The following is a 15,381-nucleotide window of genomic DNA, read 5'->3' as shown; positions in this document are numbered from 1 at the left end:
CTCAGGTGACGTTGCCGTCCCTGACGCCGAGGAGCACCGTGCCTGTCCCGATCATCATCGACTGCGACCCCGGGCACGACGACGCCATCGCCATCATGCTCGCCGCGGGGGATCCGGCGATCGACCTGCTGGCGATCACCACGGTCGCGGGCAATCAGACGGTCGAGAAGACCACCTTGAACGCGCGCCGCGTCTGCACGGTCGCAGGAATCACCGGTGTTCCCATCGCGGCGGGATGCGCCAGGCCGCTCGTCCAGCCCCTGCTCGTCGCGGACGACGTCCATGGGGACTCCGGCCTCGACGGGCCGAAGTTTCCGGAGCCCACCGTCGATGTGGTCCCCGAGCACGCGGTCGACCTCATGTACCGGATCCTGACCGGACATCCGGAACCCGTCACTCTCGTCCCGACGGCCCCGCTGACCAACATCGCCCTGCTGCTGACCCGCTACCCCGACAGTGCCGCGTACATCCGCGAGATCGTGCTCATGGGCGGCTCCACCGAGCGCGGCAACAGGACCCCGGCCGCCGAGTTCAACATCCACGTCGACCCCGAGGCCGCTGACATCGTCTTCCGCAGCGGCGTACCGGTCACGATGTGCGGGCTCAATGTCACCCATCAGGCGCTCGCCACGCCGGAGGTGCTGGCCCGTCTCGACGGGCTCGGCACCGAACTCGGCCGTATCTGCGCCGAGTTGATGATGTTCTTCGCGGCCACGTACCGGCGGCTGTGGGGCTTCGAAGCGCCGCCGCTGCACGACCCCGTCGCGGTGGCCCGGGTCATCGACCCGGCCATCGTGCACTGCGCCGACGCGAGCGTGGTGGTCGAACTGCACGGACAGCACACTCGCGGGGCGACGGTGGTGGATCTGCACCACTATCTGGACCGGCCCGTGAACGCGCGGGTCGCGGTGGCGCTGGAGCGCGAGCTGTTCTGGGACCGGGTGATCGCGGCGGTCGAAGCGCTCGGGAAGCGTACGGCCTGAGCCGCGGTTCGCGGCAGGTCCTCGGCAGGTCCTCGGCAGGTCCGCCGACGTAGCATGACGGCATGGAACAGCGAGTGCTGGGCAGGGCGGGCAGGAGCACTTCCGTCGTAGGTCTGGGTACGTGGCAGCTGGGCGCCGACTGGGGTGAGGTGCGGGAGGCGGATGCCTTCGCGGTCCTCGATGCGGCCGTCGAGTCGGGCGTGACTTTCTTCGACACCGCCGACGTCTATGGCGACGGGCGCAGCGAGCAACTCATCGGCCGCTATCTCCAAAGCCACGCCGACGCCGATGTGTTCGTCGCCACGAAGATGGGGCGCCGAGCCGCTCAGCTGCCGGAGAACTACGTCCTGGACAACTTCCGTGCCTGGACCGACCGTTCGCGCACCAATCTCGGCATGGACACCCTCGACCTGGTGCAACTGCACTGTCCTCCGACGCCCGTATTCGCGTCCGATGCCGTATTCGACGCGCTCGACACGCTCGTCGAGGAGGAGCGCATCGCCGCATACGGCGTGAGCGTGGAAACGTGCGCCGAGGCGCTGACGGCCATTGCCCGACCGGGAACCGCCGGCGTCCAGATCATCCTCAACCCCTTCCGGCGCAAGCCACTTGAAGAGGTGCTGCCGGCCGCACGGGCGGCGGGCGTCGGCATCATCGCCCGGGTGCCGCTGGCCTCCGGCCTCCTGTCCGGCAGGTATACGAAGGACACGGTGTTCGCGGCCGACGACCACCGGACGTACAACCGCCACGGGGAGGCGTTCGACCAGGGCGAAACCTTCTCCGGCGTCGACTACGAGACCGGCGTCGAAGCGGCGGCTGAATTCTCCGCGCTCGCCCCGGAAGGTGCCACGCCGGCCCAGACCGCTCTGCGCTGGATCCTCCAGCAGCAGGGCGTCACCAGCGTCATTCCCGGTGCCCGCTCGGTCGACCAGGCCCGTGCCAACGCCGCGGTCGCTTCGCTGCCGCCGCTCACCGAAGAGACTCTGGACGCGGTGCGCGAGCTGTACGACCGACGCATCCGCGGCCAAGTGCACCACCGCTGGTAGCCGCGGCCGGCGGCCCAAGTCGCAAATCGTCCCCTCGGCGCGATGATTGATGTGGGAGTCATCGCCGCATCGGGTCGTGAGCCGATACGGCCGGCTGCTCCAGAAAGGAGCGGCAGCCATGCCCACCACCGGTACGAGGAGATCACCCGGAGCCGCCCTCGTGGCATTGACGGCGGCAGTGATCCTGGCCATGTCCGGATGCGACGGCGGCGGTACGGCCCCATCGCCGGACGGACATACTCCGTCGGCGCGGGAAGCCGTTCCGCGTGCCCACGTCCTCGCCGTGAAGATCGACAACGTGGTGCCGGCCAGGCCGCAGACGGGCCTCGAGAAGGCGGACATCGTCTATGTGGAGCAGGTGGAGGCCGGCCTCAGCCGGATACTCGCCGTCTACTCCTCACAACTGCCCCCCGTCATCGGGCCGGTGCGCAGCGCCCGGGAGAGCGATCTGGAACTGCTTCGCCAGTTCGACCGGCCGACGCTCGCCTATTCCGGGTCACAGTCCAAGCTCGTGCCCCTCATCAAGAAGGCACCGCTGAACGCGGTCCCTCACGGCAGGGCACCCGACGCGTACTTCCGCAGCGGTGACCGGGCGGCACCGCACAATCTCTATCTGCGGCCCGAACGCGTACTGCGTGCCGTCCCCGGAACGAACGCCGCCGAGAGCATCGGGATCCGCTTCGGTCCCCCGCCTCCGGGAGGGGACCGGGCCACCGAGGAGGAGGTGAGCTACCCGGCGGCACGTTTCGCCTTCACGTGGTCCGCGGACAGACAACAGTGGCTGGTGACCATGGACGGCACCGCGGCACGCACAGCCGAGGGTAAGCCGCTGGGTGCGGCCACGGTCGTTCTTCAGTACGTCACCGTGCGCCCGTCGCTCTTCCGCGACCGGTCGGGGAACACCACTCCGTACACCGAGACCGTGGGCGCCGGCGGAGCACTCGTCCTGCGCGACGGCAAGGCGTACGAGGCAGGGTGGTCGCGCAGCACGGCTCCGTCAGGGACCGTGTTCACCACGGCTGACGGAAAGCAGATGGCATTCGCGTCCGGGCAGATCTGGATCGTGTACGTACGACGGTGACGCCCGTCCCGCTCCCACTCCGTGGGATCACCTGTCCCTCGTACGCCCCGACATGCGGGGCTCCACCTCGTCCCACTCCCGCGCCCACTGCGCGTACCTTCTGCGGTCCATCAGGTGGACGAAGCCCTTCCACGACACATAGACGATCCCCGTCACCAGGGCGCTGGTGACAATCGCCGTCAGCCAGCCGGCCACGGCCGCTTCCGAGGCGGTCTGCGGCGGCACCGTGGACACGACGCCACCCGGGCTCACCCAGAGCGGTACGGGCGCAAGGACACTGGTTTCCACGTCCACCCGCACCAGCGCCGTGCGCACCGCGCCGTCGCGCTCGGTCCAGCGGACCGGTGTCGTCACGTTGTCGTCGCCACGGGCGGCCGCCTTGCGCACACCCGCACCACTGACCAGGTGTGCCTCCACGGCATAGGAGCCCGCGGAGGCGTGGACCTTGGCCATCTCGACCCGGTGGACCGCCTGCCCCACGCCGGTGGCCGCCGCCGGGACGGCCGCCAGCGACAGCATCACCACGAGAGCGCCGACCCAGTGCTGCACTCGGTCCGACGTACGGCGCAGCGGGTTCGCACGCGGTGGCGTGCGCTCCGGCTCCGCATGCGTGCCCTGACCCCAATCGGGCAGATCTGCAGTCATGGCCTGACCTCGCTCACTCGATGGACCGAGCTGACGTGATTCGACGGAGCTGACGTCTGTTCGCCGGTACCACGGTGTCTGTTCGTCCCCACTCCAGCATGAGCCCAGCGGGCCGAATTCACAGCTGCCCAGCTCCGATGCGACAGAGGCCCTACCGAGGGGTTGAATGGTTGTATGAGCGTCCGGGCTCGGGTGAGACACCGGCGGAGGCGAGCACTGGCCGTAGCAGGTGTGGCCTCTCTGCTGCTGGCGACCTGCGCCACCACAGCGACCGCAGCAGCGCCGCCCCTGACCCCACCCTCTCTCCTGCGCGCGCCTCCGCCGCAGCCACCACCGCTGCTCACCAAGGCCGATGTCGACGCCGCTCTCGGCAAGCTCGACAGCATCGTCCAGAACGGCATGAAGAAGACCGGCGTCCCCGGAGTGTCCGTGGCCGTTGTGCACCAGGACCGCGTCGTCTATCTCAAGGGCTTCGGCCGGCGCCAGACGGGCAAGCCCGGCGCCGTCGAGCCCGACACGGTGTTCCAGCTCGCGTCGCTGTCGAAGCCCATCTCCTCCACCGTCGTCGCCGGTGTCGTCGGCACCAAGGCGATCACCTGGGACGACCCCGTCATCAAGCATCTCCCGGACTTCGCGCTCAAGGACCCCTGGGTCACGGGCCATGTCACGATCGCCGACCTCTTCTCGCACCGCAGCGGCCTTCCCGACCACGCCGGCGACCTTCTCGAAGACCTCGGATACGACCAGGACTACATACTTGAGCACCTGCGCCACGAACCGCTTGCCCCCTTCCGTGCGAGCTACGCCTACACCAACTTCGGCATCACAGCCGCCGCCGAAGCCGTCGCCCGTGCCAAGAACACCAGCTGGGGGAAGCTGGCCGAGGACACGCTGTACACCCCGGCCGGGATGAACTCGACCAGTTCCCTGTTCGCCGACTACGAAAAGGCCGACAATAAGGCCGTCACCCATGTGAAGTCCGAGGACGGCAGCTGGCAGCCGAAGTACGTCCGGGACGCCGACGCGCAGTCCCCCGCCGGCGGTGTCAGCTCCACAGCACGCGACATGTCCGCCTGGCTGCGCCTCCAGCTCGCCAACGGAAAGCTCGGTGGCAAGCAGATCGTCGCCGCCGAACCCCTGGAGCAGACGCATCTGCCCGAGATCGTCTCCCAGCCGCCGGCAGCCCCAGCCGGCCGGACCGGTTTCTACGGTCTCGGCTGGAACGTCTCGTACGACGACCACGGCAGACTCCGGCTCAGCCACTCCGGCGCATTCGCGCTGGGCGCCAACACCAACGTCACGATGTTGCCGGGCGAGCAGCTTGGCATCGTCGTACTCACCAACGGAGAACCGGTGGGCCTCGCCGACGCCATCGCGTTCGACTTCTTCGACACCGCGCAGGAAGGCAAGCCCACAGCCGACTGGCTCAGCCTCCTGGGACAGATCTACGCGCAGGAAGAACAGGCGGGCAAGTCCCCCACCGACTACGCCAAGCCACCGTCCGACGCCACCGAGGCGGCCCCCCTCGACACATACGTCGGGACCTACCGCAACGACTACTACGGGCCGCTCTCCGTCAGTGCCGACAACGGCGTGCTGACCATGCAACTGGGCCCGAAGCAGATGCGGTTCCGCCTCACGCACTACGACGGCGACACCTTCAGCTTCCAGACCGTGGGAGAGAACGCGGTCGGCCTGTCCGGCGTCACTTTCACGTCCGACTCCGACGGCAAGGCCACAAAAGTGCGTGTCGAAAGCCTCGACGAGAACGGCCTCGGTACCTTCACCCGCCGCTAGGACTACCTTCACCCGCAGCGAGGACTTCCCGACTCTCAGTCCCTCAGTGCGCGGCGTTGAGCTGGTCGAGCGCGCTGTGCCCGCGGGCCGGTGGCGCGGGCGCGCCGCACAGGACACCGCGCGCGCCCTGGCCGCCCGGATGCGGGAGGAGGACGGCGTGGGCCCGGTCCTCGCGGCCGTGAACCGGATCGCCGGGACGCAAGCCGGCTGACGCTTCCGCCTCTCCGGTCCGGCCACCACCACAGCGCCCTGCGGAAGAGCCCGCCGCGACGACGGACCGGCGCGGAGCCGGGATCCGGGTCGCGACGGGCACTGCCCGTGGGGGGCGTCTCGTCAGGCCGTGTGCAGCGTCAGGCCGTACCGGCCGAGGATTTCGTTGACCGGCTGGTACCAGGTCTCGCCTCCACCGCTGCAGTTGCCCCAGCCGCCGGAGGTCACTCCCTGAGCCTGGTCACCGGTGATGAAGGAGCCGCCCGAGTCGCCGGGCTCGGCGCACGCGCTGGTCTTCGTCATCTGATGGACCGCGCCCTGGCTGTAGTTGACGGTCTCGTTCTTGGCCAGGACAGTGCCGCAGTGCCAGTGGCTCGTGGATCCGGAGCGGCATATCGAGGCGCCGACGGGGGCCTCGGCGGACCCGCGGACCAGCCGGTCGGGGACGGTGCCCCAGCCGAGGACCACGGGGACGGTCCACCAGCCGTTGCCGACGCTGACCCAGGCGTAGTCGTTGTCGGGGAAGGACGAGCCCTGGAACGAGCCGATGGTGGAGCCGTCCCAGCCGCGTACCGCCGCTCCCGGCCGGCCGCAGTGCCCGGCCGTGACGAAGCCGCCGTACACGGAGAAGCCGATGGAGCACCGGACGTTGCCGGTGTAGTAGGGGTCGCCGCCCACCGTGCCCGCCGCGAAGGTCTTCGGTGCCGCCGATGTCTCCTTGACCTGGATCGGACCGGCCTGCCGGGCCCGGGTCAGGAATGCTTCGACATCGTTGTCACGATGTTCGGACGCAACGACGTTCACCACGACCCGGTTGGTCTTCGGATCGACGTGCCAACTGCTGACTCCGGCGGGGGCGGAGAGCGCGTCGATCTTCTTCTTGGCCGAGTCGAGCTGGTGCGCGCTGTACGTCACCAGCCGCACCGAGGCACCCGTCGCGCGTACGGCGTCGGCCTTTTGCGTGCCCGCGAGGGCAACCGTCAGCCTTCCGCTGTCCGCGTCGAACCAGGCGCCTCCGTACGACGACCCTGCGGCGCGCCGCGCCTTTCCGTCGATGGCCATCGCTGTCTTCTCCGCCGTCAGACGCGCCTGGGCCTCGCTCTTCGTCAGGCCCAGGTCCGTCTGCATGGCGCTCAGCAGGCCGGCGGAGGCCTGTGGTTCGGGTGTGGGGGTGGGAGTTGCGGCCGAGGCGGGGGCGAACCCTCCGGCCGCCCACGTACCCAGCAGGAGAAGTGCGGACAGGCCGCTACGCATAGCTGTTGTGCGTCTCAAGGCTTTGACCCTTCGGTTGTTCCAGCTTCGTGGGGGTGGAACAGCAGGGAGTGAAAGCGCTCTCAGGGAGCACCCGGCCCGGAGCGTAGCCGAGGAGCGCAAGCAGGTCTACGCCAGTTCTCCGCCAACACGCGTTCGCTGTCCCGAGGTTGGCAGAGTCGGCCGTCCGCTGGACCGAGGCGGGCGTTCACGCTCAGCCGAGTTCCCGTCGTACGGGCGCGGGGAATTCGGCATTGCTTTCCGCGCATTCGTAGCACTAGAGTTGACGACATGACTGCCGGGTCGGCCTTGAGCCATGAACGAGTTGGGCACCCGGCCTCGGCGTGAGTCCGAGGCGGGCGCGAGGCCCGCCTTTCCCTTTCCTTCCGCGCACTTCGCGCGATGCTTCCACATGCACGGCGGTGTCATTCCCGCCGCCGATTTCCGCGAGCCATTCAGGAACCGGCCCGGTCGGCGAATCGCCTGACCACGGCCGGGTATTCGGCACACCTTCCCGCATTGCACGCACCACGGCCGGGCCGCCCCGTGGTGAATTCATGCCGCCACCGGGCGGTTCTTCGTCATGCCCGCGAGCAGCCCGCGGGACCATCAATCCGAGCAGAAAGCAGCGAATGCCGAACGATTTCAACCAGCAGATCGTCGAGGAGTTCCGTGCTAACGACGGGAGGGTCGGCGGCTATTTCGAGGGCGCCCGGTTGCTCCTGCTGACCACCGTCGGAGTGCGCTCCGGCGCCCCGCACACGACCCCCGTCGGCTACCTTCCCGACGGCGGCGAACAAGTCCTCGTCATCGCCTCGGCCGGTGGCGCACCGAAGCATCCCGACTGGTACCACAACCTGGTGGCCAACCCTCGCGTCACCGTCGAGAGCGGTGTCTTCACTTATGAAGCGACGGCCGTCGTCCTTGAAGGGGCCGAACGCGACCGCGCCTTCGCCCGCGCGGTCGACGCCGACCCCGGGTGGGCCGACTACCAGGCCAAGACGACACGCGTCATCCCCGTGGTCGCTCTGCAGGCGGTCCCGGGCCCCCCGCAGCCGAACGCGACATCGTGGGGTGCGGCCCTCAAACTGGTCCACGACGGGTTCCGCCGGGAACTCGCCCTGATCCGCAAGGAGATCACCGAGTCGGGCCGCCCCGGGCTCGGCGCGCAGCTCCGGGTGAACTGTCTGACTCTCTGCCAAGGGCTGCACAATCACCACACCGGTGAGGGCACCATGATGTTCCCGTCGCTCGCCGAGCGCCATCCCGAGCTCGCCCCGGTCCTGGACCGGCTCCGCGAGGAGCACGAGAGGATCGCCGCTCTCCTCGACGACCTGCAGGAGGTCATCTCCTCCGGCGCAGCGGATCCGCTGCTGGTCGTCGCCGAGGTCGAGCGGCTCACAGCGGAGCTCGAGAGCCATCTGGCCTACGAGGAGGAGCAGTTGATTCCGATTCTCGACGCGCCGGCTGCCTGAGCCTCATCGGGCGGCGCGGTTGACGGTCCGCACTCCCTGGCCCCCGGGCCGGGGAGCTCGGCCTGACGCCGCCCCTGCGCGGGCACCATCGGCAGCTGGAGCACCTTGGGCACGCTCACCGGCGCGGAACGGTCGCCACGGCCGCGGGTATCGAGGGTGGGTGCGGCGGACAGCGCGCTCGAAACCTGCGTCGCCGCGCTGGCCGACTCGCCGCGCCCCTGCGACGATGGACTCCAGGAAGTCCGCCCACAGGACGGAGCCGCCCGATGCTCCTGGGTACGTGGAACCTCGAGAACCTCTACCGGCCGGGCGGCGAGTTCGGCCCCAGCGACAAGGCCTCGTACGAGGCGAAACTCGCCTCACTCGCCGCGACCATTTCCGCACTCGAGCCCGGCCTCCTGGGCATACAGGAAGTCGGCGACCCGGACGCTCTGGACGACCTCACCTCGCTGCTCAGCGGGACCTGGCACACGGCACTGTCACAGCACGCGGACGGCCGGGGCATCCGTGTCGGCTTCCTCAGCCGCCATCCGCTCGACGTTCGCAGCGACACCAGCACCCTTGCCCCGCTGCTGCGGCCGGTGCAGAGCGACGACAACGGCGACCCGGCCCCCACCATGGGCCGCGGGGCACTCGTGGTGCAGATCCATCCCGAGCAGGGGCCCGAGCTCCAAGCAGCCGTCTGTCACCTCAAGTCCAAGCTGCTCAGCTATCCGGGCAAGCGGTTCGCGCCGCGCGACGAGGACGAGCGTGCCCGCTACGGCTCCTACGCCCTCTTCCGCCGTGCCGCCGAGGCAACCACCATGCGTGCGCTGGCCGACGGGCTGATCGACGGAAAGGGTAAGCAGCGCGCGGTCGTGGTGCTGGGCGACATGAATGACGAGGCGGGTGCCGCCACCACGCAGATTCTGCACGGGCCGCCGGGATCCGAGATCGGCACAACCGGGTTCGAGCGCGAGGACAACGGTGATCACTGGCGGCTCTGGAACATCGCCCCGCTCATCCCCGGGGACCGGCGGTACTCGCGGATCCACTCCGGGCGCAGGGAGTTGATCGACCACATACTGATCAGCCACCGGCTGCTCAAGGATGTGGAGTCGGCGGGGACCGGCATCATCGGGGCCGCCGACCCGCCGCCGCTGCCCTCGGTCGACGAATCGCCCACCGAGCGCCGCGACGCCCGTGGGTCCGACCACGCGCCGGTCTGGGTCCGGTTGCGCACCTGACGAGACAACGCGCCCTCATCCGTGTCTGCTTCCGGCCAACAAGCCGTCCCGGAGTCCCCGACCGTCCAGCAGAGGTAACTGTGGGTAAGTGATCAGTTTCACTGCGCACGACACTCGGCTCGCGGTTTACGCCCGTTCCCCGCTGCCATGATCCCTACTGACGAGTAGTTCAGTCGGCTGCGTGCCGACCAAATGGGCGGCAGAACAGGGGTGTTGGCGTGAGAATTGCCTTGACCAGGCGATTGGCTGCGGCGGCCGGAACGGGGGTGCTCCTCGGCCAGTTGCTCGGCGGGACACCCGCCGCGGCAGGGACCGCCGCTCTGCCGGGATCTGCGTACCCGCTCGTCCTCGACGTGGATCTGACGCCGAACCCGGTGTGCAGCGGACCCGTACGAGGCCGGGTGGCGGTGTACGACCCGGCTGCGGCGAAGTCCGGTGCCACGGTCGAGTGGCGCCTGCGCGCCGGTCAGCAGCAGCTGGCCGGCGGGCAGGTCGCCATGGGCGCGTCCATGGGGACGGCCGAGTTCAGCATCCCCTTCGACCAGGTGCCGGCCGCCGACACCGCCCTGCAGATCGACGCGCGCCTGGCCTCTCCGTCTCCCGGCAAGGAGCCCGGCCGCTACGGCAAGGTCTGGCGGGACACGGTCCGGCGGGGCTGCGACCCGGTGCGCGTGGCATCCGTCGGTGACTCCGTCGTCTGGGGACAGGGCCTGGACCACGACCAGAAGTTTCCGTATCTGACGGGCGAGTTGCTGGGCCGTGCCACCGGGCGGGGGCATCAGCACCTGGACTACTCGATCTCCGGCGCGGTGCTCGACGCGCCCGGGCTTCCCGCGGGAAACAACGACGCGGCCTGCCTGGACAGGAGGGAGAAGCAGGACCCGGACGACGACGGGGAGATGGAGTTCGGCGAGGTCACCCAGCAAATGCCGGATGTGTTCTGCCAGTTGGAGGTGGCGGGTGCCCAGGCACGTGCGGGCGGATACGGTCTCGACCTCGTCGTGGTGAACGGGTGCATCAACGACCTCGACCCCTTCTTCGGGATCGGCGTCGGCATCACTCCCGGCTCGAAGAACCTGCCCGAGGCCGTGAAACGCGAGTGCTCGGGCATCGGCGCGGCGCCCGAGAACCCGGCCAAGGACGTGCCGTACTTCAGCGGCGCAAAGGTCGGTTACGGCGGGCGCGGCATACAGGAAGCGATCGAGAAGGCCCACTCCCTGCCCGGGCATCCGAAGGTGATCCTGGCCGACTTCTACTATGCGCTCAGCCGCCGAAGCGCCGCGGTCCCGGCGAGCAGATGCTCGACGCCCGGGCTCACCGGCGCACAGCTGAGCAGCTGCAAGGGCGCGCTCGGGCAGGTGGCCGGGCGCTACGAGCAGTACACGCAGCTGGCCAACGACGCCTACCGCCAGGCAGCCGGCGCGGCCAACGAGGCTTCCACGGACGGCCCGTACGCGGTCGCGGCCGACGGTCTGTTCAGCCTGGACAGCGCCGTCCTCGCCCCGCACTCCAAGCTCTGGGGCACTCCGGTCACCGACTCGGCGTTCCCGCTGCGCACGCGGGCCTGCCCGGAGCTGAGCGAGACTCCCGCGCAGTGCCTCACCGCCGCGGTGGCCCATCCGGACATCGAGGGCGCCCGGCAGTACGCCGACTCCTTCCTGCTCAATCCGCGCGTCCGCGAGTGGTTCGGGCTTCCGGCCGGCGGACCGCGGGCGCAGCTGAGCGTCCCCACGGAGACCTCGGTCGGCAGCGACGTACGGCTGAGCGCGACGGTGGACGGCGAGCCACCTGCCGACGGGTACCAGTACCACTGGTACTTCGGGGACGGCACGGTGCAGGTGACGAGCGAGCCGAACGTCAACCACGCCTATGACCGCGAAGGACCCTATCTGCCACGGCTGGTGCTGAGTTCCGGGGACGGCCGCCAGGTCCTGACCGAGGCCGCGCACGCTGTCACCGCGAGCTGACGGCTCTCGGCAGCAGGGGGCGGCTCGCCAACGCGAGCCGCCCTCTCATTTCGTCGCATTGACGATAACGACCCTCTCCATATATCGTCGATACGACGAAAAGGGGAGGCCGTCATGGCAGACATCACCAGGCGCTTCGGCTGGCGCCATCTCCGTTCCACGCCCACCGCTCATGTGCGTCACCACCGGCGCGGACAGCTGGTCCACGACGGGCCCGGGCTGAGCTTCTGGTTCCGCGCCCTGAGCGCCGCGCTGTGCGAAGTACCGGTCGACGACCGGGAGTTGGCCATGGCCTTTCACGCCCGTACGTCCGACTTCCAGGACGTCACCGTGCAGGCGACAGTGACGTACCGGATCAGCGATCCCGCCACTGCCGCCGCCCGCCTGGACTTCTCCATCGACCCCGACACGGGCATCTGGCGCAGTGCCCCGCTGGAGCAGATCTCCACGCTGCTCACGGAGACCGCTCAGCAGCATGCCCTCGATGTGCTGGCCCGTACACCGCTGGCGGCAGCTCTGGTCGACGGCGTCGCATCGGTGCGGGAGCGGATCGGTCAGGGACTGGGTGCCGAGCCCCGGCTGGAGGCCACCGGGATCGCGGTGGTTGCGGTACGCGTCGTCGCGCTGCGGCCGGAGCCCGAGGTCGAGCGGGCGCTGCGCACCCCGGCGCGGGAGCAGATTCAGCAGGAGGCGGACCGGGCGACGTACGAACGACGCGCCGTGGCCGTCGAGCGGGAGCGGGCCATCGCCGAGAACGAGCTGGCCAGCCGGATCGAACTGGCCCGCCGTGAGGAGCAGTTGGTCGAGCAGCGCGGCACCAATGCGCGCCGCGAGGCGGAGGAGAACGCGGCGGCCGACGCGGTACGGGCAGAGGCGGAGGCCGCGCGCGCGGTGCGGCTTGCGACGGCCGAAGCCGAGGCCGCACGCGAGGTCGGCGAGGCACGCGCCCAGGCCCAGGCCGCCTGGCTACGGGTGCACGCCGACGTCGACGCCGCGACCCTGCACGCCCTGACCGCTACCCGGCTCGCCGAGAACCTGCCCCGTATCGACAGCCTCACCGTCTCCCCCGACGTCCTCACCGGCCTGCTCGCCAAGCTCGGCCGGCCGGGCGGGGAGCAGGCATGAGCCTCGCCCCGCGGGCGGTCCTGGTGCATCGCACCACGGAGTACGAGGAGCTGCTCGCCCGGCACGGTACGCACGGCCAGGCCGGGTTCTTCCTCTCCTCGCGCGGACGCGGCATCGAGGAGGTGGCCGAGCGCCACCACCGTGCGCGGCGGACGCTCGCGCAGGTGGCGGCGGCGGTTCCGCTGCAGTGGCGACAGGCGCGCGTGGAACGCGGGGACCTGGACCGATTTCTGTTCGCGCCCGAGGACGTGGTGGTCGTGGTGGGAGCGGACGGGCTGGTGGCCAACGCGGCCAAGTATCTGTCCGGCCAGCCGGTGATCGGGATCGACACCGATCCCGGCCGCAACCCCGGCGTCCTGGTCCGCCACCGGGTGGCCGACGCGGCGACCTTGCTTCCCGCAGCCGCATCGCCCCGGTGCGCGGCCGAGGAGCTGACGATGGTGGAGGCCGTCGCCGACGACACCCAGCGTCTGCTGGCCCTCAACGAGATCTATCTCGGTGCGTCCGGACATCAGACCGCCCGCTACCGCATCGGACAGGACGAGGAGGCGACAGAAACCCAGGCCTCGTCGGGCGTCCTGGTCGGCACTGGCACCGGCGCCACCGGGTGGCTGCGCTCCCTGTGGCAGGAGCGCGGCAGCACGCTGACGCTCCCGAGCCCCGCCGACCCGCGGCTCATCTGGTTCGTACGCGAGGCCTGGCCCTCCCCCGCGACCGGCACGTCCCGGGTGGCGGGCACGCTCCAACGGGACCAACAGCTCAGTCTCGTCGTCGAGTCCGACCGGCTGGTCGCCTTCGGCGACGGGATCGAAAGCGACGCGCTGGAACTCACCTGGGGCCAGACGGTACGGCTCGGCATCGCGGACACGAGGCTGCGGCTGCTCCTGTGAGAGGGCTGCCGGTCAGTGCGCGCGTCGGCCCGTTCAGAACCGGACACACGGGCCGGGTGGTCGAACGGTGGCGATTGCCCCATAGCACCGCCCGCAGCCGCCGAAGCAAACACGGCAGGCATGCCCCCTTCCTGGGCGTGGAGTTGGGCCGGGTGGGGGCGGCAGACGGTTCGAGCACCCCGGCACCGACGGAGAGTGTGTGCATGCGCCACTGTCCCGGATGGACGTGATGCGCGTAGACCCTGGTGGGACATGCGGCAGCGTCACCTCACCCGGGGCGACAGGTCGTTCGATGCCATACGACCCTGAGCAGCGCCTACGGCGGGTGGAATTCCGGTTACGGTTCCGGGCTGCAACTCGGCCGGGGGTCCAATCCTGCTGACTCACAGATCAGTTGACGGACGCCTGCAAACGATGTGCGATCTTTGCCGCGCCCGCGAGACGGGCACGTCGCCCCGCCCGCACCCCCGTTCCGTGCGACAGGCCGCTGAGGCCGGCACGCCCCTGACACCGCGACCCGGCGTACCACCCCCGCTGGACGCGCGTAGAGCGGCCGAAAGGCGATCTTGTCGCCCACGCCATCCGGAGCTGAGGATTCCTAACACACCGATTGTCAGGACCATGACCGGAACCGAGAGATGCAGGTCCGGTCATGGTCCCCGTCATCCGTGCTCTGAAAGGGCCCGCCCCCAACGGGCCCCGGAACCCCCACCGGAGGATGTAGTGAACATCAAGCGCTTCTCCCCCCTCGGCGGCGTCGCGAGACGTGCGCGACTGATCGCTGTCGCGTCCGGTCTGCTGGCCGTCTCCGCGCTCGCCGCCCCGAGCGCCGTCGCCGAATCGGGCGACGGCGTACGGGCCACCACCGCCCAGCTCACGCAGGCGAGCGACGCCGTGCTCGGCGCGGACGTGCCCGGCACCGCCTGGTACACGGACAAGGCATCGGGCAAGATCGTCGTCACGGCCGACAGCAGCGTGTCGGCCGCCGAGATAGCCGAGCTCAAGAAGGCCGCCGGCGCACATGCCGGAGCCCTTGAAATCAAGCGCACGCAGGGCACGTTCAACAAGCTCATCGCCGGTGGCCAGGCCATCTACACCGGCGGCGGACGCTGCTCGCTCGGCTTCAACGTCCGCAGCGGAAGCACGTACTACGCCCTGACCGCCGGCCACTGCACCAACATCGGCAGCACCTGGTACACCAACTCCTCGAACACCACGGTGCTCGGGTCCACGGCGGGCTCCAGCTTCCCGACCAACGACTACGGCATCATCCGGCACTCCAGTGCATCGGCCGCCGACGGCCGGGTCTACCTCTACAACGGCACGTACCGCGACATCACCGCAGCGGGCAACGCGACCGTCGGCCAGTCAGTACAGCGCAGCGGCAGCACCACCGGCGTGCACGGCGGCACGGTGACGGGTCTCAACGCGACGGTCAACTACGGCGACGGAGACATCGTCTACGGGCTGATCCAGACCAACGTGTGCGCGGAGCCCGGGGACAGCGGCGGCTCCCTGTTCTCCGGCAGCATCGCACTCGGTCTGACCTCCGGAGGCAGCGGCGACTGCACCTCGGGGGGCACCACGTTCTTCCAGCCCGTGACCGAGGCGCTGAGCGCCTACGGGGTGAGCATCTTCTAGCAGCGCCGAACGGGACGGCGGTCCTCCCTCGGGCGGACCGCCGG

General features: G+C 69.8%; 13 protein-coding genes. 11 read left to right on the top strand and 2 right to left on the bottom strand.

The features are described 5' to 3' along the window. Positions 1–38: 38 nt before the first annotated feature. The 3 genes from ACQEVG_RS16230 to ACQEVG_RS16220 all read left to right on the top strand — a co-directional run bounded on the left by ACQEVG_RS16230 (position 39) and on the right by ACQEVG_RS16220 (position 3,110). Positions 39–983 carry a nucleoside hydrolase gene (locus ACQEVG_RS16230; RefSeq protein WP_432983474.1) on the top strand — a complete coding sequence of 315 codons (945 nt, stop codon included), beginning with the start codon at positions 39–41 and terminating at the stop codon, positions 981–983. Positions 984–1,045: 62 nt separating this feature from the next. Next, entirely contained in the window at positions 1,046–2,029 is a 984-nt protein-coding gene (locus ACQEVG_RS16225; RefSeq protein ID WP_432983471.1) for an aldo/keto reductase, read from the top strand. Between the two features lie 118 nt (positions 2,030–2,147). Then, positions 2,148–3,110 carry a DUF3048 domain-containing protein gene (locus ACQEVG_RS16220; protein WP_432983468.1) on the top strand — a complete coding sequence of 321 codons (963 nt, stop codon included), beginning with the start codon at positions 2,148–2,150 and terminating at the stop codon, positions 3,108–3,110. 27 nt (positions 3,111–3,137) lie between these two features. On the opposite strand, the gene ACQEVG_RS16215 is transcribed toward ACQEVG_RS16220, so the two are convergent. Further along, entirely contained in the window at positions 3,138–3,755 is a 618-nt protein-coding gene (locus tag ACQEVG_RS16215) for an Rv1733c family protein (RefSeq protein WP_432983465.1), read from the bottom strand. 174 nt (positions 3,756–3,929) lie between these two features. Here ACQEVG_RS16215 and ACQEVG_RS16210 point away from each other — a divergent pair, with 174 nt between their 5' ends. After that, entirely contained in the window at positions 3,930–5,552 is a 1,623-nt protein-coding gene (locus ACQEVG_RS16210) for a serine hydrolase (RefSeq protein ID WP_432983462.1), read from the top strand. A 46-nt stretch (positions 5,553–5,598) separates the two neighbouring features. Further along, positions 5,599–5,763, top strand: coding sequence for a hypothetical protein (locus tag ACQEVG_RS16205; RefSeq protein ID WP_432983459.1), 165 nt, complete (start codon positions 5,599–5,601; stop codon positions 5,761–5,763). A gap of 122 nt (positions 5,764–5,885) precedes the next feature. Here the strand turns inward: ACQEVG_RS16205 and ACQEVG_RS16200 are convergent, their stop codons facing one another. Beyond that, the gene (locus ACQEVG_RS16200) at positions 5,886–7,016 is read right to left on the bottom strand and encodes a S1 family peptidase (protein ID WP_432983456.1); all 1,131 of its coding nucleotides are present in this window, start codon (positions 7,014–7,016) and stop codon (positions 5,886–5,888) included. Between the two features lie 629 nt (positions 7,017–7,645). Here ACQEVG_RS16200 and ACQEVG_RS16195 point away from each other — a divergent pair. From ACQEVG_RS16195 to ACQEVG_RS16170, 6 genes are all read left to right on the top strand, one after another. Beyond that, positions 7,646–8,488, top strand: coding sequence for a nitroreductase/quinone reductase family protein (locus ACQEVG_RS16195; protein ID WP_432983453.1), 843 nt, complete (start codon positions 7,646–7,648; stop codon positions 8,486–8,488). Between the two features lie 266 nt (positions 8,489–8,754). Continuing rightward, positions 8,755–9,714 (top strand): endonuclease/exonuclease/phosphatase family protein, encoded by a 960-nt coding sequence (locus ACQEVG_RS16190; RefSeq protein ID WP_432983450.1) that lies wholly within the window; start codon positions 8,755–8,757, stop codon positions 9,712–9,714. Between the two features lie 218 nt (positions 9,715–9,932). Beyond that, complete coding sequence (locus tag ACQEVG_RS16185; protein ID WP_432983447.1) at positions 9,933–11,681, top strand: PKD domain-containing protein; 1,749 nt, start codon at positions 9,933–9,935, stop codon at positions 11,679–11,681. A 114-nt stretch (positions 11,682–11,795) separates the two neighbouring features. Beyond that, the gene (locus ACQEVG_RS16180; protein WP_432983444.1) at positions 11,796–12,806 is read left to right on the top strand and encodes an SPFH domain-containing protein; all 1,011 of its coding nucleotides are present in this window, start codon (positions 11,796–11,798) and stop codon (positions 12,804–12,806) included. Further along, positions 12,803–13,696: a hypothetical protein gene (locus tag ACQEVG_RS16175; protein ID WP_432983441.1), complete on the top strand. Its 894-nt coding sequence runs from the start codon at positions 12,803–12,805 to the stop codon at positions 13,694–13,696. Before ACQEVG_RS16180 ends, ACQEVG_RS16175 begins: the two co-directional genes overlap by 4 nt. A gap of 723 nt (positions 13,697–14,419) precedes the next feature. After that, positions 14,420–15,337, top strand: coding sequence for a S1 family peptidase (locus tag ACQEVG_RS16170; protein ID WP_432983438.1), 918 nt, complete (start codon positions 14,420–14,422; stop codon positions 15,335–15,337). Positions 15,338–15,381 lie beyond the last annotated feature (44 nt).

Origin of the sequence: Streptomyces sp. CA-135486 (genome assembly GCF_050936555.1) — a bacterium.
Lineage (GTDB): Bacteria > Actinomycetota > Actinomycetes > Streptomycetales > Streptomycetaceae > Streptomyces.
This window is presented reverse-complemented; position numbering and strand designations above follow the sequence as displayed.